Source organism: Nostoc sp. 'Peltigera membranacea cyanobiont' 232, assembly GCF_002245985.1.
GTDB lineage: Bacteria > Cyanobacteriota > Cyanobacteriia > Cyanobacteriales > Nostocaceae > Nostoc.
Window position 1 is genome coordinate 19,615 of record NZ_NOLK01000068.1, and the last position, 20,991, is coordinate 40,605.

Genomic DNA, 20,991 nt, shown 5'->3' on the forward strand with positions numbered 1-20,991 from the left:
CGTTAAACCTATGACCGATAAACATAGCCACGATGATTCATCATTAAACCCATTTCCGATCAAAAAACTTGACGATTTGATTAGTCCCTTTCTTGTTCCACCAGGGCAGAGAATTTCCCTTGCCAAAGACTATGACCCAGCTTACAAAGCCCATTATCTGAAGAAATCTGAAGCTGAAAGTGAACTACAGAAAGGTATTGAAGCTTTAGCAAAATATCAGGATATGCTTTATGCCCAAGATACTTATGCCTTGCTCATTATTTTCCAGGCAATGGATGCCGCTGGTAAAGACAGTACCATCAAACACGTGATGTCGGGTATCAATCCTCAAGGCTGTCAGGTGCATAGTTTCAAAGTTCCTGCTGGGGAAGAGTTGGATCATGACTATTTATGGCGATGTTCCAGAGCTTTACCAGAACGAGGAGAAATTGGCATTTTTAATCGCTCTAATTATGAAGAAATCTTAGTAACACGAGTTCATCCAGAAATTCTGGAGCAGCGACAAATTCCGCCTAACTTGATCGATAAGCATATTTGGCAACGTCGCTATGAGGAAATCAACAACTTTGAGAAATATCTGACCAGCAACGGGACTATCATCCTCAAGTTTTTCCTGAATGTGTCTAAAGAAGAGCAAAGAAAACGCTTTCTAGAACGGATTGAACTTCCTGAGAAAAACTGGAAGTTCTCTGTTAATGATGCGAGAGAGCGCACGTTTTGGCCCGACTATATGGTTGCCTATGAAGAAATGTTTAATCACACTAGCACAGAATGGGCACCCTGGTATGTGATCCCAGCAGATCACAAATGGTTTACTCGCCTTGTGGTAGCAGGCATCATTTATGCCCAATTGAAGGCACTCAATCTCAACTATCCCAAGGTCAGCGAAGCAAAACACCAGGAACTTTTGCAAGCAAAGGAAATGCTTGAGAGTCAGAAATAAAGACCACAATCCTTTAACGGAGACTAATACCATTTCACGAAAAATTTGATGCAGATGTAAACCATGAAAACCTTGGTGCATCTAGGTTTATTAATTGCGAATTGCGAATTACGAATTGCGAATTGGTATAACTCCATCACGGACTTTGAGGAAAGCGTCATGAAAATCAGTCCTCTGGCTGGAAAGCCGGCACCACTGGAAATATTAGTCGATGTGCCACGGCTGATCACCGCCTACTACACCGAGGTTCCCGACCCATCAGTACCGGAACAGCGAGTGATGTTCGGCACATCTGGTCATCGCGGCTCGTCATTCAAACGGGCTTTCAACGAATGGCACATCCTGGCAATTACTCAGGCGATTTGCCTCTATCGCACGCGACAAAAAATCACTGGCCCTTTGTATCTCGGTATGGATACGCACGCGCTTTCTGTTCCGGCTGGCGCCACTGCACTTGAGGTGCTGACAGCAAATGGAGTCGAAGTGATGATCGCCGTTGGGGACGAATACACCCCAACCCCAGTAATTTCTCATGCGATTTTGACTTACAATCGCGATCGCAAAAGCGGATTCGCTGATGGGATTGTGATCACACCCTCCCACAATCCGCCCCATGACGGTGGCTTCAAATATAACCCACCGCCTGGTGGGCCAGCCGACAATACGATCACTAGTTGGATTGAGGCAACGGCGAATGCGCTGCTGGAAGCCCGACTCCAAGGAGTGAAACGAATTCCCTACGAACAGGCTCTGCACAGTGCCACGACGCATCGACACGACTATCTGACCGCCTACGTCAACGACCTGGGCAATGTAATCGACCTGGATATCATTCGCAGCGCCAAGATATGTCTCGGCGTTGATCCCCTTGGCGGTGCTGGTGTCCATTACTGGGCGCGGATCGCGGAGCGACATGGTTTAAACCTGACCATTATCAACGAGACGGTCGATCCCACCTTTCGTTTTATGACGGTGGATTGGGATGGACAGATTCGGATGGACCCGTCTTCGCCCTATGCAATGCAACCACTGATCCAGATGAAGGATCGCTTTGATCTTTCCTTCGCCTGTGACACCGACTACGACCGACATGGCATTGTCACCAGAAGCGAAGGATTGCTACCGCCTAATCACGACCTCTGTGTGGCAATTTTCTATCTTTTTCAAAACAGACCGAAGTGGCACAAGGAAGCGGCGATCGGCAAAACGGTAGTCAGCAGCCAGATGATTGACCGGATAACCGCCAAACTTGGCCGGCAGCTTTTCGAGGTACCGGTCGGTTTCAAGTGGTTTGTGGGAGGATTGCTAGATGGCTCACTGGGATTTGCGGGAGAAGAGAGCGCGGGTTCGGTGTTCGCTCGTCTGGATGGCAGCGTCTGGACGACGGACAAGGACGGATTCGTTCCCTGTTTGCTGGCGGCGGAAATCACAGCGCGGACAGACCAGGATCTCGGAGAAATCTACCGCGAACTCACGCAGGAATTCGGTGAGCCTGTCTATGACCGCGTTCAAACACCCGCTACTCCAGAGCAAAAGGAAAAGTTGGCAAACCTCTCACCGCAACAGGTGACGCTCACCAAACTAGCGGGTGAAAAAATCCAGAAGGTACTTACTCATGCACCAGGCAACGGTGCTGCCATTGGTGGGTTGAAAGTGATGACCGAAAGCGGATGGTTCGCGGCACGTCCGTCAGGAACCGAGGACATCTACAAGATTTATGCAGAGAGCTTCCAAGGAACAGAGCATCTGCACCACATCCTGGAAGAAGCACAGACGATTGTCAGCACTGCTTTGGCGGCATCCCCACAGAAGTTGGGGATTGCATCCAAGGCAAACCTAAAGGAGAACCTATGAGCCAACAAACACCTTTCAGCACGTGGAACAACCGTTTTTTACCGACAGATGTCGAGGGGTTCGATTCCCTTGCCGAACTAGCTTTGGATCTGCGTTGGTCGTGGAATCATGCTACCGATGAAGTCTGGCGGCAGCTTGATCCTGCACTTTGGGAGTTGACTCAAAACCCTTGGGTGGTCTTACAAACTGTCTCAAGGGACAAACTCCAGAGGGCGCTAGCAAATCCAGCTTTCTCTAAGAATGTGGATGACCTGTTGCAAACCAGGCATCAGGAGGCAACTGCACCAGCCTGGTTTCAGCAACGGTATCCGCAGTCTCCATTGAAATGTGTCGCGTATTTCAGCATGGAATTCATGTTGAGTGAAGCATTGCCCATTTACTCAGGCGGACTCGGCAATGTCGCCGGAGATCAGCTCAAAGCCGCCAGTGACCTGGGTGTACCGGTGGTTGCTGTGGGATTGCTCTATCAACAGGGCTATTTTCGTCAGGTGATTGACAAGGACGGCGCACAGCAAGCCCTTTATCCCTACAATGATCCTGGACAGTTACCGATCGCACCCTTGCGCCACCCAAACGGCGAGTGGTTGCGGTTGGAAATTGTCTTGCCCGGTTACTCGGTTTGGCTACGCGCCTGGGAGGTACAAGTTGGCAGCGTGAAGCTTTACCTGCTAGACAGCAATGACGCAGCGAACTTTCCTGCCCATCGAGGCATTACCAGCGAACTGTATGGCGGCGGACCAGAGTTACGCCTTAAGCAAGAAATGCTGCTCGGTATTGGCGGCTGGCGACTGCTTGATGCCCTCGGCATCCAGCCGGAAGTCTGCCATCTCAATGAAGGACATGCGGCATTTGCCATTTTGGAACGAGCCAGAACTTTCATGAACGAGACCGGGCAGCCTTTTCAAGTCGCACTGGCGGTCACGCGATCGGGGAACCTTTTCACCACCCACACGGCGGTGACTGCTGGTTTTGACCGTTTTGCTCCGGCTCTCATTGAGCAATACCTTGGTCGGTATGCCCAAGACAAGCTGGGCATTACAGTCCACGATTTGCTAGCACTAGGCCGCCAGAATCCAAATGACTCGTCCGAGAGTTTCAATATGGCTTATTTGGCAATCCGTGGAAGCGGGGCGGTTAATGGGGTGAGTCGCTTACACGGTCAGGTGAGCCGGCGCATTTTCACGCCGCTTTTTCCCCACTGGCCGGAGGACGAAGTGCCGATCGGGCACGTAACCAACGGAGTCCACATGCCAAGCTGGGACTCGGCTCCCGCCGATGATCTGTGGACGGGAGCCTGTGGAAAGGAGCGCTGGCTGGGCACGACGGAAAACCTGGGGCAGGACATTCGCCGCGTCTGTGACACCACACTCTGGCAGTTTCGGACAGCTGCCAGCAAGTCTCTGGTTGAATACGCCCGCCAACGCTTGTCCCAGCAATTGATCGTCTCCGACGACACGCCGGAGGCGATTAATGGGGCGAAGCATCTGTTTAGTCCCAACGCATTAACCTTGGGCTTTGCACGTCGCTTCGCTACCTACAAGAGACCAAACTTACTGCTGCACGATCGCGATCGCCTGCTTCGTATCTTGACCAATCCGCAGCATCCCGTGCAACTCATCATTGCTGGCAAGGCGCATCCGGCAGACCAGGGGGGGCAAGCCCTGATTCAAGAATGGGTACGTTTCATCCGGCAACCTGAGATGCGCCCCCATGTGATCTTTCTCAGTGACTATGATATGCTTCTAACCGAACACCTGGTGCAAGGGGTGGATGTCTGGATCAACACGCCCCGGCGACCTTGGGAAGCTTGCGGGACGAGTGGCATGAAGGTGCTTGTCAATGGCGGCATCAATTTATCTGAGTTGGATGGCTGGTGGGCGGAAGCCTACAATCCTGAAGTTGGCTGGGCGTTGGGGGACGGTCAGGAGCATGGCGAAGATCCCGCTTGGGATGCGGTAGAAGCCAACGCGCTCTATGATCTGCTAGAGCAGGAAGTGATCCCGGAGTTTTACACCCGAAACGACAGCGGCATCCCCACAGCATGGATCAAGCGGATGCGAGAAAGTATGGCGCAGTTGACACCGCGCTTTTCCGCCACCCATTCGGTACGTGAATATATTGAGCAACACTACCTTCCTGCTGCCACTGCCTACCGCGATCGCACCGCGAACAACGGCGAAGTCGGCAAGCAAATCGTCGATTGGCAGCACACTCTGCAAGATAAATGGGCCTTGTTGCGCTTCGGGGAAATCAAGGTTGTGAGCGACGCACAAGGGCACACATTCACAGTTGAAGTGTTTTTCGGTAGCCTTGACCCAAAGAGTGTGCGGGTAGAACTATACGCCAACGGAGTGAACGGCGGCAACAGGTCGCGGCAGGAAATGAAGCGCGGTCAGCCATTGACCACGGGAAACGGTTACATCTTTAACACGCAAGTATCCGCAACACGCCCAGCCACAGAATATACGGTGCGTATTATACCATACTGCGACGGCGTTGCGATTCCACTGGAAGATACACGAATCTTGTGGCAGCGATGATTAATTTTTGCATGGAGGATTACCGCAAGGCGGAAGTCAAAAGTAGTGTGAGCGTCTCGCTCACGCGCGCAAGATGCCCGCACTACCAAAAACCCCTCAAAACAAAATTGACAGACTACTAGTTCAGAAAAAACGAATCATGGTTATCGAATTCAAGTGTCTAACTCATCGAGGAAATTGAAATGAAAACAATCAGCTCTTATCCATTATTTGGCTATCAACTTCAAGCGGGAAAGCTTATAGCGAGTACGTCCCAAAGCACGGGAAATTCGCCCTTATTTATGCAAAACTCCGTCCCGTATTACAGTACTAACCCATTACTTCTTTTAATGGTAATTATTGGTGTTGGAGGTGTGTTAGCTTCAATTCTTTCGAGCGCTATTAAGGTGGCGAATGAGTGGGAAAGATTGGTGGTATTGCGGTTAGGAAAATTCCTCGCTCTCAAGGGACCTGGACTCATTTTCATTATTCCGATCATTGACACCATACCTTACCGGATTGACACTCGCGTGATCACCGCTTCTTTCCAGGCGGAGAAGACTCTGACTAAGGATACGGTGCCGGTTGACGTAGATGCAGTTCTGTTTTGGAAGGTTGTAGATCCTAAGAAAGCAGCTCTGGATGTCGCCGACTATAAAAGTGCTATTAGTTGGGCTTCCCAAACGGCTCTGCGGGATGTCATCGGCAAGACCATGCTATCAGATATGCTGGAAGGCAGGGAGAAGATTAGTAAGGATTTGCAAAAAATCATTGACGAGCGCACTGAGTCATGGGGCATCAATGTTATCTCGGTGGAAGTTAAGGATGTACTGATTCCCTCGGCTTTGGAGGATGCGATGTCGATGCAGGCTCAAGCGGAAAGAGAACGTCAGGCGCGTGTGATTTTGGGCGATTCAGAGCGACAGGTGGCAGAGAAGTTTGGGGAAGCGGCTAAGACCTATATCAACAACCCTGTGGCTCTGCATTTGAGGGCGATGAATATGCTTTATGAGGGTTTGAAAGAAAATGCCACGATCGTCATTGTACCCAGTACAGCCGTAGAAAGTATGCAGCTAGGCGGTCTTGCCGGGATGACAGCCTTGACTATGGGATTGGGGCAGGAGAAAAGCGAGATCAGAAAACAAGAAGGCATTCAATCAATGAGAGATATTGTAGAGCCAAATGGCACTAAATTAATCGCAACCCCTTAACGAACTTTGGGGGTTTAAGTCAAGAGTCTCTACAGGCAGCGCGAATTGAAGCCTCAGCTAAATCCCCGTCACAAAACTTAATTACGAATTACGAATTATTTTAATCTGTGGGTGCTAATTTCCCATCTCTGGGCAGACTACAAATGAAAAATCCCTCACATGATCTGCACGATTATATCTCGGAGATATCCGAACGCGCTGACGTGCGTGCAGGCTATCCTTTGCCTTTTGGAACCCAGGAAACTGGAGGAGGGGTGAATTTCGCCATTTTCAGCCGTGATGCCACCCGCGTTCGACTAGAGTTGTTTGACCATCCTGAAGACGCAGTGCCTACCAGGTCAATCGATCTCGATTCAGCGTGTAATCGCACCGGTGATGTCTGGCACGTTTGGGTGGAGGGAATCGTTTCTGGCCAATTCTATGCTTACCGCGTGGATGGAGCCTACGAACCAAGTCTTGGCCATCGTTTCAATTTCAACAGGCTTCTCCTCGATCCCTGTGCGATCGCGGTTTCGCAACTGCCCCCGTGGGATTTCGCTACGGCACGCGGCTATGACCCTTTGGCATCAGAGCTAGACCTGTCTTTCTCAAAGGTGGACAATGCCAAGTCGATGCCAAAATGTGTCTTTCTCAACGAGTCCTTCGAGTGGGATGGAGACTGTCCACCCCGGCATCCGTGGTCGAAGACTGTTATTTACGAAATGCATATTCGTGGCTTTACCATTCATCCCACGTCGGGCGTGGATCATCCGGGCACTTATCGCGGTCTGATGGAAAAGATTCCCTATCTCAAAACCCTGGGGGTGACGGCTGTGGAACTGATGCCCGTCCAGGAGTTCAATGATACTCCTATACCGCGCCGGAATCCGCAAACCAATCAACTGCTCACGAATTACTGGGGTTACGATCCAGTGGTTTTCTTTGCGCCCAAAGCGTCCTATAGTAGCTCAGGCGGTTTAGGCCAGCAGAAGCTAGAGTTCAAGGAAATGGTTCGGGCTTTGCACAAGGCCGATATTGAAGTGATCCTGGATGTAGTGTTCAATCATACAGCAGAGGGCAACGAACTGGGTCCAACGCTCTGTTTTCGCGGAATTGCTAATGCGATCGCCTACACTTTAGCGGGGGACAAACGCTACTATAAGAACTACACGGGCACAGGCAACACCGTCAACGCTAACCATCCCGTGGTGCGAGATCACATCTTGGCCGCGCTTCGTTATTGGATGGTCGAGATGCATGTGGATGGATTCCGGTTTGACTTGGCATCGGTTCTCGGACGGGACGGTGCCGGCAAGTTATTAGCTAATGCCCCGCTGCTCGAACGGATCGCCGAAGACCCGATCTTAAGAGACCTAAAAATCATTGCCGAGGCGTGGGATGCCGGTGGTGCATATCAAGTGGGTAGCTTTTCAGAGCGGCGCTGGGCAGAGTGGAACGGGCGGTACCGAGATGATGTTCGGCGTTTCTGGCGTGGCGATGAGGGGATGCTCGGTTTGTTTGCCAGCCGGATTTGTGGCAGTGCCGACATCTATACCAAGTCTGGCAAAGGACCCGAAGGCAGCATCAATTTCGTCACCTGCCACGACGGTTTCACTCTTAACGACCTGGTGAGCTATGGCGACAAGCATAATGAAGCGAACGGAGAGAACAACCAGGACGGGACTGATGCCAACTTTAGCGATCACTACGGTTCTGAAGGCGAGACGACAGATGCCGCAATGCCTGCGGCGGGCGTAGCCATCGCGTCCATCAGAAAACGCCAGATCAAGAATTTTCTGCTGACCCTGCTGATATCGCGCGGTGTGCCGATGCTGCTCGGTGGGGACGAATTTCGTCGCACACAAGGCGGCAATAACAATGCCTACTGCCAGGACAACGCCACGAGTTGGCATGACTGGAGTTGTCTGGAACAGCACCAGGAGATTTTTCGTTTCACCTGTGGCATGATTGCCTTTCGGTCTGCCCATCCCATTTTGAGTCAGGAGAAATTCTATACGGATGCTGAGATCCAATGGTTTGGTCCCCAAGGAGGCTTGCCCAATTGGACTGACCCCCAAGCAAAGCAGTTTGCCTGTCTGATCCATGAAGATGAGCAGCACGCACTTTGTCTGCTGTTCAATGCCAGTGTTGATGCGATCGCTTTCCGGTTGCCCGCTCTACTGCCAGAGGCTCGGTGGCATCTAGCCATCGATACTGCTTGCAAAGCGCCACAAGACCTATTCGCTGCGGGTGAGGAACCGCATTGGGAAAATCTAGACAATTACTCTTTGAAACCGCGATCAAGCGTTATTCTTCTGGCTCGATGTACGCACGATCAGGGGTTGCAGACAGCGTTCACGGAGGCCAAATGAAACCAGCTAACCCGCATATCCTAACGATTAATGGCGGCTCGTCGAGCATCAAGTTTGCGCTGTTCGAGTCCGGCGACTCCCTCCAACGGATTCTGGAGGGCGGGATTGAGCGGATTGGGCTGCCGGCAGCCAGTTTGCAGGTAAAAGGCTTGAACCCGGCGGACAACTTTTCGCGGTTAGTGTCGGCACCGGATCACAAAGCGGCAGTGGACGCTCTGATGGATTGGATTGAGGAACATAGTGGGCGTAATGCCTTGAGCGCGGTAGGGCATCGCGTGGTGCATGGGGGACCCAAGTATAGCCAGCCGCAGCGAATCACTGCGGAAATGATTGAGGAACTGCATCGCCTCAGTCCATTCGACCCTGAGCATCTGCCGGAAGAGATATTGTTGACCGAGGCGTTTCATCGTCGCTTTCCGGATCTGCCCCAAGTGGCCTGTTTCGACACGGCTTTTCACCATGACCTGCCGCTCGTGGCTCGGCTGTTGCCAATCCCCCGTCGCTATGAGGCGCAGGGTGTACGACGGTATGGGTTTCACGGGTTGTCATACTCGTTCCTGATGGGAGAACTGGCTCGCCTGGACGGAACGGCAGCAGCACAAGGTCGGGTTATCCTCGCTCACCTCGGAAATGGCGCAAGCTTGGCGGCGGTGCATGACGGCAAACCCGTGGACACTAGCATGAGTTTTACGCCGACCGCCGGATTGCCGATGAGTACCCGTTCTGGCGATCTCGATCCGGGACTGGTTTGGTATCTGGCGCAGACTGAACAAATGAGCGCGAAGCAATTCAACGAGATGGTTAATTTCCAGTCCGGTTTGCTGGGAATATCCGAAACCAGTTCTGACATGCGTGACTTGCTCGATCGGGAAATCCAGGACGAGCGGGCGGCGATCGGGATCGCACTATTTTGCTACCAGGTCAAGAAATGGATCGGCGCATTCGCGGCGGCATTAGGCGGAGTAGACACATTGGTGTTCGCAGGGGGCATTGGGGAGAATGCCCCCACAGTCCGCGCCCGGATTTGCGATGGGCTGGGTTTCCTTGGCATCGAACTGGAAGTAAAGCGAAACACGGCGAATGAGGACCTGATTTCTGCGGTAACCAGCAGGGTTCCCGTCCGCGTAATTCACACAGATGAAGCACTGATGATTGCCCGCTTGGTCTGCCACACCCTTAAATTTAGCTGAAAAAACGAAAAAATAAACCAAAGGAATACCCATGATCAAACCCGTTGCCGACCAGCCCAAAGCTTCCAAATCGAAGCCCGATGCGAAAGACGATCTGAAAACTCTGCCACTGCCGGAGGTGGAAAAAAAACTGGAGTCGTCCCCAGACGGACTCAGCCAAGCACAGGCGAAGAAGCGCCTGACTAAATATGGCCCTAACGAGATCGAGGAAAAGAAAACCAATCCATTCCTGAAATTCCTCACTTATTTCTGGGGACCGATTCCGTGGATGATCGAGGCGGCGGTGATTCTTTCGGGCGTGGTGCGGCACTGGCCGGATTTCTTCATCATCCTGTTGCTGCTAGTTACCAACGCTGTGGTGGCATTCTGGGAAGAAAGTGCTGCGGGCAACGCCATTACTGCCCTGAAGGCAAAGCTTGCGACCAAGACCCAGGTGAAACGAGATGGGAAGTGGATTACGCCGCCAGCGCGTGAGCTGGTGCCCGGCGATGTCATCCAACTGCGGCTTGGCGACATCGTGCCAGCAGATGCCCGCTTATTGGACGGCGATCCCATGTCGGTGGATCAGTCCGCGCTGACGGGCGAATCCCTGCCTGCCAAGTGTAACCCTGGCGACGCGGTGTTTTCCGGCTCGATCGTTCGCCGGGGTGAGAGCAGCGCCCTGGTCTATGCCACGGGTGCGAACACCTACTTCGGCAAGACGGCGCAACTGGTGCAGAAGGCGCAAACTGTCAGCCATTTTCAAAAGGCGGTTTTAAAGATTGGCAACTACCTGATCCTTCTCGCGCTGGCTCTGGTGACGTTGATTATTACCGTCGCCATCTCCCGTGGCGACCCGATCCTCACTACGTTGCAGTTCGCTCTGGTGTTGACCGTAGCCGCAATTCCCGTGGCGATGCCAACAGTGCTGTCGGTAACGATGGCGGTTGGCGCACGCCTGCTCTCCAAGAAAAAAGCGATTGTCAGCCGATTGGTCGCTATTGAGGAACTGGCTGGTGTGGATGTGTTATGTGCGGACAAGACCGGCACCTTGACTCAGAACAAGCTGACGCTGGGTGATCCCTTCAGTGTGAATAATATTCCGGCTGATGAAATCATCCTCAACGGGGCGCTGGCGTCGCGCGCGGAAAACAACGACACCATTGATCTAGCCGTTTTGGACGGACTGAAAGACAAGGATTCGTTAAAGGCTTACGAGGTGGTTCACTTTACGCCATTCGACCCGGTGCATAAACGCACCGAAGCCAGCGTTAAAGCCAAAGACGGAAAAACTTTCAAAGTGACCAAGGGTGCGCCCCAAGTGATTCTAGCATTATCCACCAATGCTGGGCAGGTGAAGTCGGCTGTCGAGAAAGCGGTCAACGAATTTGCAACCCGTGGCTTTCGTTCGTTGGGCGTGGCGCGGGCTGAGGGCGATGGAAAATGGCAGTTTCTTGGTGTATTGCCGCTGTTCGATCCGCCACGGGAAGATGCCAAGGCAACCATTGCAAGCGCGGCAAAGATGGGCGTAAACATCAAGATGCTGACGGGCGATGCATTAGCGATCGCTCAGGAAACCGCCAAAAAGTTGGACATGGGCGCAAATATCCTCGATGCTGGTAGCTTGGGCGACTCGGAAAAGCAAGAGACATCAGAAGTGTCCGATTCCATTGAGAATGCCGACGGTTTTGCCCAGGTATTCCCCGAACACAAGTTCCACATTGTAGATGTCCTGCAAAAACACGGACATATTGTCGGTATGACGGGTGACGGGGTGAATGATGCCCCCGCGCTGAAGAAAGCCGACTGCGGCATCGCCGTTTCAGGCGCAACAGACGCAGCGCGGGCGGCGGCTTCCATTGTGCTGACAACGCCCGGACTGTCGGTGATTATTGACGCGATTAAGGAAAGCCGCCGCATTTTCCAACGGATGAACAGCTACGCGATCTACCGTATCGCCGAGACGTTGCGTGTGCTGTTGTTCATGACGTTGTCGATCCTGTTCTTTAACTTTTACCCGGTGACGGCGGTGATGATTGTGATGCTGGCGTTGCTCAACGACGGTGCCATCCTGTCCATCGCCTATGACAATGTTCATTACCGAGATAAGCCCGAGGCATGGGATATGCGCCTTGTGCTGGGGATCTCCACGGTGTTAGGCGTGATCGGGGTTGTCTCCGCGTTCGGACTGTTTTATCTTGGTGAGCGCGTCTTTCATCTCGATCGCGCACACATCCAGACACTGATGTATTTGAAGCTCTCCGTGGCTGGACATCTGACGATCTTCCTCACCCGCACACGCGGCCCGTTCTGGTCTATTCGTCCCGCGCGGATTTTATGGATAGCCGTACTTGGTACACAAGTCGTGGCGACGTTAATCGCGGTATATGGGCTATTTATGACGCCTCTCGGCTGGGGTTGGGCACTGTTCGTTTGGGGCTATGCGCTGGCGTGGTTCGTCGTGAATGACCGCGTGAAACTGCTCGCTTACCGGCTTTTGCTCCCACCACAGTCAAAACAAAGGAGTCCTCTAAAAAGCACTTGAGTATAGAGTCAAAATATGCCGCGAACACAGCGATTTTGTTTAGTTGCGGCATTTCTGATTCCTGTTTGGCTGGGCGCGACGCTGGGCTATTGGGGATTGCGCGGACAAACTGATTACAACAGGCACGAATGGCACTAAGTTAAGCTGAAGGGTAGGCGGCGTAAGGATTGCAGAGGAGCAGGGGGGCAGAGGGGCAGAGGAGAATTTCTCTTGCTTCTTTCCGTATGCCTCAAGTTTTCTGTCCGTATGCTTCTTCCTTCTTCTTTCTCCCCTGCTCCTCCGCTCCTCTGCACCCCTGCTGGCTCAACGATTTTCCCTTTTCTTAGTGCCATTCACAACAGGCACTTTGATGGTGGCGATCGTTGAATAAATTCTTCCTGAAGCCCATCAAACTCAAGATACAAACTTATCTACCTTGACGTTTATCGGGAGTTTTGCATTTTCAATGCTGTTCTCCTCTTATCTTGAATAACTCACCAATTCTGTATTGTTCACAAAACTCTAGTTTCTATGAGCGTAAATAATATGTCTACTGATAAACTTATCAAACTTTATATTTTGGATAAAAGGAATTTAAATCTGCTTCCTTCAAGTAAAGCCAAGTTGATGATTGTCAACCCGGCTGTGATAAAACCAGATTTCATAAGACAGCAAGGAGCCATGACACCTGATGAAGCATTGTTTTTCATCCCCTTCTGCTCGATGATATTTTTGGCAATTTTTATTTTGAAATTGCTAGATATTTGGAAAGTTGCAATAGCAAAAATTACAACGCTCAACTGCTTCCATCAACTTCCCTGTCGGAACTGTCGCTTCTTTACAAACAACCATTATTTATACTGCACAGTACACCCCTCTATTGTCCTCACAGAACAAGCACTTGATTGCTCTGACTACTGTCCCTGAAGTGAGGATTGAGAATGAAAAATTGTGAGAAATCTGGGCTTACTACTCACCGCAAAATAACCCGCAATCGAGAGGTCAGTGATGCCAACTGCAACAGACTTTAAAGACTACTATGCCATTTTGGGAGTGAGTAAAACCGCAACTCCAGAAGAAATCAAACGGGTTTACCGCAAACTTGCCCGCAAATATCATCCTGACCTCAATCCTGGAGACAAAGATGCAGAAACAAAGTTCAAAGAACTAAACGAAGCGAATGAGGTATTATCTGATCCAGAGAAGCGGGAGAAGTACGATCGCTTTGGTCAGCACTGGAATCACCCTGGTTACACTGAAGCGCCGCCACCTAGTTCCACTAATGTTGGTACGACCGACTTCGATCAGTACGGCGATTTTGATTCGTTTATCAACGATCTGCTGGGTCGATCGAGACGTAAAACCTCCACTGGTGGATTTCGTTCTCAAGCACCTGCACCGGATACTGAAGCTGCGATTGCACTCACATTTTCCGAAGCCTTTCACGGTGTCCAAAAGCGTTTGCAACTCGACGACGAAACGATCAACGTCCGCATTCCCGCAGGTGCAAAACCAGGCAGTCGAATTCGCCTCAAGGGTAAAGGTCGTCCTAGTCCGTTCTCTCCACAGCGCGGCGATTTATATCTAACTATTGAGGTGTTACCGCATCCCTTCTATCGATTTGAGGGCGATAACCTAGTTTGTGAGATTCCAATTCGCCCCGATGAAGCGGTTTTAGGGGCAGAAATCAGCGTGCCTACCCCCGATGGCAATGTGACGATGAAAATTCCCAAAGGGGTGCGATCGGGGCAATCCCTGAGACTGCGCGGCAAAGGCTGGACATTGCCAAAAGGGGGACGAGGTGACTTATTTGCCAAACTTCAGATTGTCACGCCAAAAGACCTGAGTGCGATCGAGCAAGAATACTACGAAAAAATCCAGGCAAATACAAGTTTTAACCCACGCGCCCAGTTAGAGGAGATTAAATTATGACCTTCAGCCTTTCAAAAACCGTGGTTTCACTCGAAGGTGAACAACTTTACACCTTTGCTTATGCTGCCTTAATCACTGAAACTTCGATTACGGTTGTGCAGGTTTATGTTGAGTTAGGTGTAATCGAAGCGATCGGTGATTTGCTGCATTCCCGCGAGATTGCCCGAATTGCTCAGATTCAACGCTTGCGTCGAGATTTGGGGCTAAACTTAGTCGGAGCGGCAATGGTGCTAGATATGACGACTGAAATTGCCCAATTACGGACACAGCTAAAGGTGTATCAGTCTCATCCATTGAACTCGTTATGAGCGATCTGAACCAACAGTCAAAGCCGGCATTAGATCAAGAGCGCAGCGAAGTACTGCAACAATTGGAAGATTGGCTAGAAACGCCGATGCTGGTGCTGGGCTTTGCTTGGTTGGGACTTTTTATCGTTGAGCTAGTTTGGGGACTGAATCCTCTCCTAGTAGCGATCGCCATCATGATTTGGATCGCCTTTATCGTGGATTTTGGGATCAAATTTCTTCTCGCTCCCCGCAAAATTTCTTACCTCAAACACAACTGGTTAATCGTCTTTTCGCTGCTTATCCCGGCTGTGCGAACCTTTCGGATTGTGGGAGTCATACAGTCTTTGCAATCAGTTCATGTGATTCGTGGGTTACATTTGTTGGGAGTTATGGCACGAACCAATAGAGGAATGCGGTTACTCGCAACAAGTGTTCAGCGTCGAGGAGTGGGCTATGTGGTGGGACTAACCGCGTTGGTCATCTTGCTTGGAGCAACTGGAATTTATGCGTTTGAACACAAACTTTCTGTTGGTACTGTTGGCATCACTGACTATGGCACTGCCTTGTGGTGGACGGCAATGGTGATGACCACGATGGGATCTGATTACTTTCCAAAGACGGCAGAAGGAAGGGTATTATGCTTTTTACTAGCACTGTATGCGATCGCGGTCTGTGGTTATGCAACAGCAACGCTAGCAGTATTTTTTGTTGATCAGGATGCCGAGAATGATCAAGCAGAACTGGCAGGTGCAAAATCAATTCAAGCCCTGCAAGCAGAAATTACCGCACTGCGAACTGAGATTCAAGCCTTAGCACGACAAAATTTAGACCAATAACTTCCAAAGTATCGCAAATTAAATAAAACCTTGCTGTCATAGAAAATCTTCCTCAAGAACAATACCTTTGGCATCAATGATGCAGCCGCTTTGCGGGAGGCAGATGTGGGCATCTCAGTTGATACGGCAGTTGATATTGCCAAAGAGTCGGCAGACATTATTTTGTTAGAAAAAAACTTATTAATCCTGGAATCTGGGGTAATCGAAGGTCGCAAGACTTTTGCTAACATTATCAAATACATCAGAATGGGTACTAGCTCTAACTTTGGCAATATGTTTAGTGTCTTGGGTGCGAGTGCGATTCTGCCATTTTTACCGATGCAGCCAGTGCAGATATTGATCAATAATCTCCTCTATGACTTTTCACAAACGGGCATCCCCTTCGATGATGTGGATCGAGAAGACCTGATCAAGCCGCCGAAATGGAAAGTTGATAATATCCGGCGATTTATGATCTTCATCGGCCCGGTTAGCTCCATTTTCGACTATTCCACCTATGCTCTGATGTGGTTTGTATTTGGGGCGACTTCTGTAGACAATCAAGCTTTGTTCCAAACCGGTTGGTTTGTGGAAAGTCTGATGACTCAAACTCTGATTGTCCACGTCATTCGCACGGCTAAGATTCCTTTTTTCCAGAGTCGGGCTTCTTTACCCATGTTGCTGATTACCGCCACTGTGATGGGAGTCGGAATGTATCTGCCATTTTCTCCAATTGGAGCTAGTTTGGGGTTTGTTCCTTTGCCAGCCGTTTATTTTCTTTGGTTAGCTTTAATCCTAACTTGCTATTGTGTATTGACTCAATTTGTCAAAATTTGGTTTATCAAGAAATATGGATATACCTAAGAACCTATTGGTCTATCGCATTAATTCTGATGGTGATACATGTTTGTAGTAAGCACTTTAGTCCTTGATTTTTTAAGCACTAAAGTGCTTACTACGAACCTATCAAAACTTTTGCGACAGACCACTAGTTAAATATAGTCTCTGAGTTGATGGAAAAGCATAGTTCAGCACAATTCTATTACGCCAAGGGCTTGTACAAAAAAGCTATTCATCTTCGTCTCCTGATGGTCGTTCGCTCTCGCTTTGTTGGCTATTCCACTCCAAAACAATACGCTCTAGCATTTGATCCTGCGTACAGTTATTTACAACAGCGTATTGCTTAATTAACTCTGTTACTTTCAGACTAATGTGGCGTATATCTAGTGGGTTATTTCTTGTCGTTTTCATGATCTTTCAAGAGAATATTTAAGCAGTTTTGCTGTTTCTGTTACTAACTGCTTCACCAAAGGCTTTTGGATATACAGACGCAAGAGCCTTCAGTATTGTCAGTAAAAGCGATCGCTAGAATTTATTTTTCTTTTGAAGACATAAATGTTCGGAATTTTTGTATTAGCCTAGCTCCTGTACTATGATTTGGTGTTGTTTGATTTTGTGAATTAGTTGATTAACTACGACACAAAACTTATTCAAAATGATTTTCGTAATCCAAACCTCTTTCAGGAATTAACCAAAAGAATTATTGCCATTCCCTATCCTCAAGTTCCTTTATCGGCAACAATAAGGTGGCTTCAATTTCTTGCCTGATAGCAGCTGTTACTTCACAATTGCTATGCAGGCAATCGAGTAGTAACTGATTAGCATCATAGTAGCGTTGCAGTACTTGTTGTTGCTTAGAGTTAAACTGCCACTCGTGGTTAATATTGCGATAATTAATCACCGTCTTGTTTACCTGTTGGGCCCAAGCTGAATAGTTCGTTTGCGACCATAGCTCAAACCGTTGTTGACTTTGACCAGAATTTGGCAACTGGTCAGAGAGTTGTTGCAGGGATTTATGGAGTCCAACATCCAGAACAATACCCAAAATGTTGCTCATAGCATCTCCGCAGGCGTGGATGTGGGCAAAGCTTTGGCTCCCATCAATTGCACACTCTATCAGCAGGTCATCTAATGCCGCATCCAGAAACATCCCTTGGTCGAGGCTGCTGGCTAGGGCAAAGTGAGAAGCCATGTGAGGAGTCCGACTCAAAGCAAGGTAAAATGCTCTCACTGTCGCATCTTTTGATTGGGTAGGAATACTGCGAGATTTTTGGCTAGCCCAGGTCAAAAACTCTTGTAAATAAGCATCTTGGGCAACGAGTGTATCAATCTGTTGCTTCATCAACAGTACTAGAGAGTCTGCACTTCTGAGCATGGTGGCGGTTAACAAGAAGATTTCGCGCCAGTGGGGGTCGGTGATATGACTGACTAGACCGAATAGCGCTTGCCCAAAAGCCTCTAAGTTATGGCTGGCAACGATTTTCCTCGCTGTGAAGTATTCTTGAAATGCTAGATAGGAAAAGGAAAAAATTCCCCGCGCCCGTTCTGCCAGTAGCCCATGTTGAGCCTCGATTGACTTCAGCGCTGCTTCGCTTTCTATTTGCAATTCTTCTGCATCCATTGGCACGTTGCTTAAATTGTCAATATAGTCGCCAATGTATTGCTCAACGATACGTTGCTCAAAAAAGTACTGACCCTGCTCAAATGTCGCTGTGGCAATCTGACTGAATAACTTGAGCTTTTGTGATAATAAAAACCCTCGGTAAACGTCATCCCGTTCAACGCCTCTGGCTTCATCCCATTTGCCTAATAGAAGGTCTAAACCTTCTTTATAAAAGTCAGTCCGCTTAGTCGGAAATTTTTCTTTACCGTGAAACACCCAACAGGCAAGATGCAAAAATAGGGGTGTGACGACGAGTTGGCGAAATTGCCAATTTTCATCTAATTCCAACTTTTGAATAAACTCAACGGACTGCGCCTGACCATCTTTTTGGCTGGTCTTGGTAAAGGCCACAAACCATTTTTGAGCGAAGGCTCGGATTTGTTCTAAGGTAAATGGGGCAATTTCAACATCGGTAAAGCCTCGGAGTCTGAGTTTTTGAGCTGCTGTTCGACAGGTGGCCACGAACCGATTTTTGTGATACTTCTCTGAAAACCTCCGAATTTCGTTTAAGACAGCATTGCTGTGTTGGTGAAGAACTTCATCCATGCCATCAAGCAAGAGTAATACTCTGCCTGCATTCAGCAAGGTTTCGATGGTTGAGGGATCGGAAATTCCAGATGTGAAAAACTCCTGGCGGATGTAGTTTAATAGGCTGAACTCGTTGGTAATCTTAGACTCTTGGGCAAAGTTTCTCAGTGTGATGAAGACCGGCACTTGATTTGCCGCAAATGCGTTTTGGTTACACCCAATGGCGAGATATTGCAAAAAGGTGGTTTTACCTACTCCTGGTTTGCCCAGCACCCTGAGCTTGGAGTAGGTTTCAACTGCCTGTGTACCAGGTATTTGTTTCTCGTCAGCTTCACCTAAGCCAAAACGGTCAAATTCTTTGGGATCAAGGTTTTGCAGATCAGTGATTTCTAACCACTGAAGGCTGGCAATTGACTCCAAAATATTCACATTTATATATATGTCATCGATCGCAACTGGACGGCTAATATCCAATAAGTGCAAAATACCACACTGGTCTTGAATTTTGTCAAAGCGTTGTGATCGCACGAATGGCACTAACTTATCAATATCCACTACAGGAGGCTGGGCGTATTCTTTTCGTGACAAAAATTCTGCTGGAGGATTAGTCGCAATCTCTCGCCAATTCAGTGACAACACTGAACAAATTTCAATAAAGGTATGACGCTCAACTGGACGACCACTGAAAAACCGCCAAATTGGTTGTCTAGTACTGAGGTTGACTTCTGCTGCTAGATTGTCTTGTGTCCAACCCTTGCGAGCAAACACTCTTTTAGCCTCCTGAATCCCAGTGAGTGATGCTTCGAGCGATCGCTTGACCATAGGACAAAAACTTCTAAAATCAAGAACTCAAATTTTTATTATCATCTTTGATCTTAGAGTTTTTTTTGTGGTAATAAATCTCTCCTTAGTTAAGGATATACACAATTAAGAAAAAATACTCTAGCTCTAGTGAGATCCTGTTACATATATTAATTTTTATAATCAACTCAAACACTATGAACTTATTTTATACATTTCACGCTTGTAGCAATACTTAATCTCAAGCACCCATCTGTCATGCTCTATGAAGTACAGATTAAGGGCTTATCAATATCCGTCCTTATTCACTATGATTTTAGCTTGAAGATAAATATGAATTTTTCATTAATTAGTAAAGTATATAAAATCATTGAGCTTGCTGAATTAATCTATTGCCCAAAGTCATCAGATATACTGTTTGGGAGAGTAAATATACCAGAAACTTTTCTAGACAAATTGTCTAATTATTTAGAAGATTTTGAAATGACAGGAAGAACATCAGTCAGAGTACTACATAAATATGTAGACGATTTTTCTTCAGAAGAAAAAGGACAAGTAATAGCCCTTACAGCACTTTCGGCAGCTATGAGGTACATCCTCAAAGCTGAAAGCTATGATAGGAGAGGAGCTAAAGGAAAACTGTATTGCATAATAGCCGGAAGCGCTGTATCTGGCTTGGTCAATATGTATCCTGTGAACACCCATCAGACTTAAACGATTTAATTGCACAAGCACTACATCTCATCCCTCAAAACTATACAACTAGTTATATTATCGAAAAGGCTTTCCTAGCTAAATATCTTCGCTCCGGGCTGAAAAAAATAAATAATAATCACTGCAACAATTAATTGGAGTAGCTGCGTGCGGTCTTTTCTATCTGATAGCAGCTTTTAATGATGATGTCGCTCCTTGTCTGGAGATATACGACCTATAAATGCAAGATAGAGTGGATATTTTGGTTGAGCAGAAAACTCAAGAAAAATAGTTGGAGTTTACATAAGTGAGCGCAGCGAAGATGGAGCTAGAGGATTATGTAGTGGGGAGAGGGGAGGAGGCTTTGGGTAAATCAATTGAGAACACACATCCTTGATGGGGGACATCGCGAACTGAGAGTATACCCTTGTTTAGCGACACGGCGCGTCGTGAAATTGTAAGCCCAATCCCCAATCCAGATTTATCTGTTCCCATCTGAGAAAAAGGCTTAAAGAGTTCTTCCGCCTCACCAGGCGGGAGTCCTCCACATTGATCCTCTATTTCAATCAAAACACGCCCATCTACAGCCTTACCGCGTATCCATACAATGCCACCCTGCTTGGTGAACTTAATGGCATTTTGAACCAGATTCGATAAGGCAGATATTATTAGGTGACGATCTATAAAAACCTCCAATTCCGGCGCTACCTCAACACACACCTTAATTGATTTCGCACTTGCTTCAAACCATGCAGTAGCCTCAACTTCACTGACTAGGTGAATAACTCGACATCTCTGATATTGTCCGGTTGATTCGTTCCGCAGTCGCACCTCAACAAGTGAACGATCAATAATGTCTCT

General features: G+C 48.6%; 18 protein-coding genes. 15 read left to right on the forward strand and 3 right to left on the reverse strand.

Going from position 1 to position 20,991, the window contains the following annotated elements:
- Nucleotides 1-10: 10 nt before the first annotated feature.
- From CDG79_RS21705 to CDG79_RS21765, 13 genes are all read left to right on the forward strand, one after another.
- Complete coding sequence (locus CDG79_RS21705; RefSeq protein WP_094343970.1) at nucleotides 11-943, forward strand: polyphosphate kinase 2 family protein; 933 nt, start codon at nucleotides 11-13, stop codon at nucleotides 941-943.
- Nucleotides 944-1,006: 63 nt separating this feature from the next.
- Complete coding sequence (gene pgm / locus CDG79_RS21710; RefSeq protein WP_223278252.1) at nucleotides 1,007-2,797, forward strand: phosphoglucomutase (alpha-D-glucose-1,6-bisphosphate-dependent); 1,791 nt, start codon at nucleotides 1,007-1,009, stop codon at nucleotides 2,795-2,797.
- Complete coding sequence (gene glgP, locus CDG79_RS21715; protein ID WP_094343971.1) at nucleotides 2,794-5,337, forward strand: alpha-glucan family phosphorylase; 2,544 nt, start codon at nucleotides 2,794-2,796, stop codon at nucleotides 5,335-5,337. The genes pgm and glgP overlap by 4 nt, the downstream gene beginning before the upstream one ends.
- A gap of 182 nt (nucleotides 5,338-5,519) precedes the next feature.
- Nucleotides 5,520-6,527: a slipin family protein gene (locus CDG79_RS21720; RefSeq protein ID WP_223278253.1), complete on the forward strand. Its 1,008-nt coding sequence runs from the start codon at nucleotides 5,520-5,522 to the stop codon at nucleotides 6,525-6,527.
- 143 nt (nucleotides 6,528-6,670) lie between these two features.
- Nucleotides 6,671-8,878 (forward strand): glycogen debranching protein GlgX, encoded by a 2,208-nt coding sequence (gene glgX / locus CDG79_RS21725; RefSeq protein ID WP_094343972.1) that lies wholly within the window; start codon nucleotides 6,671-6,673, stop codon nucleotides 8,876-8,878.
- On the forward strand, nucleotides 8,875-10,068 hold the full coding sequence (locus CDG79_RS21730; RefSeq protein ID WP_094343973.1) for an acetate/propionate family kinase: 1,194 nt from the start codon (nucleotides 8,875-8,877) through the stop codon (nucleotides 10,066-10,068). Before glgX ends, CDG79_RS21730 begins: the two co-directional genes overlap by 4 nt.
- A 31-nt stretch (nucleotides 10,069-10,099) precedes the next feature.
- Nucleotides 10,100-12,592, forward strand: a complete 2,493-nt coding sequence (locus tag CDG79_RS21735) for a plasma-membrane proton-efflux P-type ATPase (protein WP_094343974.1) — start codon at nucleotides 10,100-10,102, stop codon at nucleotides 12,590-12,592.
- Nucleotides 12,593-12,607: 15 nt separating this feature from the next.
- On the forward strand, nucleotides 12,608-12,730 hold the full coding sequence (locus tag CDG79_RS44895; RefSeq protein WP_262985816.1) for a hypothetical protein: 123 nt from the start codon (nucleotides 12,608-12,610) through the stop codon (nucleotides 12,728-12,730).
- A gap of 387 nt (nucleotides 12,731-13,117) precedes the next feature.
- Nucleotides 13,118-13,498 (forward strand): hypothetical protein, encoded by a 381-nt coding sequence (locus CDG79_RS21745; RefSeq protein ID WP_094343975.1) that lies wholly within the window; start codon nucleotides 13,118-13,120, stop codon nucleotides 13,496-13,498.
- A gap of 81 nt (nucleotides 13,499-13,579) precedes the next feature.
- Nucleotides 13,580-14,503 (forward strand): DnaJ C-terminal domain-containing protein, encoded by a 924-nt coding sequence (locus tag CDG79_RS21750; protein ID WP_094343976.1) that lies wholly within the window; start codon nucleotides 13,580-13,582, stop codon nucleotides 14,501-14,503.
- Nucleotides 14,500-14,811, forward strand: coding sequence for a chaperone modulator CbpM (locus CDG79_RS21755; protein WP_094343977.1), 312 nt, complete (start codon nucleotides 14,500-14,502; stop codon nucleotides 14,809-14,811). The genes CDG79_RS21750 and CDG79_RS21755 overlap by 4 nt, the downstream gene beginning before the upstream one ends.
- Complete coding sequence (locus CDG79_RS21760) at nucleotides 14,808-15,626, forward strand: potassium channel family protein (RefSeq protein ID WP_094343978.1); 819 nt, start codon at nucleotides 14,808-14,810, stop codon at nucleotides 15,624-15,626. The genes CDG79_RS21755 and CDG79_RS21760 overlap by 4 nt, the downstream gene beginning before the upstream one ends.
- A 105-nt stretch (nucleotides 15,627-15,731) precedes the next feature.
- Nucleotides 15,732-16,469 carry a cation transporting ATPase C-terminal domain-containing protein gene (locus CDG79_RS21765; RefSeq protein WP_223278254.1) on the forward strand — a complete coding sequence of 246 codons (738 nt, stop codon included), beginning with the start codon at nucleotides 15,732-15,734 and terminating at the stop codon, nucleotides 16,467-16,469.
- 204 nt (nucleotides 16,470-16,673) lie between these two features.
- Here the strand turns inward: CDG79_RS21765 and CDG79_RS21770 are convergent, their stop codons facing one another.
- Nucleotides 16,674-16,856: a hypothetical protein gene (locus tag CDG79_RS21770; protein ID WP_094343979.1), complete on the reverse strand. Its 183-nt coding sequence runs from the start codon at nucleotides 16,854-16,856 to the stop codon at nucleotides 16,674-16,676.
- Between the two features lie 289 nt (nucleotides 16,857-17,145).
- The gene (locus tag CDG79_RS21775) at nucleotides 17,146-19,458 is read right to left on the reverse strand and encodes an NACHT domain-containing protein (protein WP_094343980.1); all 2,313 of its coding nucleotides are present in this window, start codon (nucleotides 19,456-19,458) and stop codon (nucleotides 17,146-17,148) included.
- Between the two features lie 312 nt (nucleotides 19,459-19,770).
- Between CDG79_RS21775 and CDG79_RS42590 the strand changes: the two genes are divergently transcribed.
- Nucleotides 19,771-20,151, forward strand: coding sequence for a hypothetical protein (locus CDG79_RS42590; RefSeq protein ID WP_189525078.1), 381 nt, complete (start codon nucleotides 19,771-19,773; stop codon nucleotides 20,149-20,151).
- Complete coding sequence (locus tag CDG79_RS45550) at nucleotides 20,082-20,285, forward strand: DUF3775 domain-containing protein (RefSeq protein WP_143855540.1); 204 nt, start codon at nucleotides 20,082-20,084, stop codon at nucleotides 20,283-20,285. Before CDG79_RS42590 ends, CDG79_RS45550 begins: the two co-directional genes overlap by 70 nt.
- A gap of 181 nt (nucleotides 20,286-20,466) precedes the next feature.
- On the opposite strand, the gene CDG79_RS21785 is transcribed toward CDG79_RS45550, so the two are convergent.
- Nucleotides 20,467-20,991 (reverse strand): sensor histidine kinase (locus CDG79_RS21785; RefSeq protein WP_143855541.1); only part of this gene is annotated, 525 nt, incomplete at its 5' end.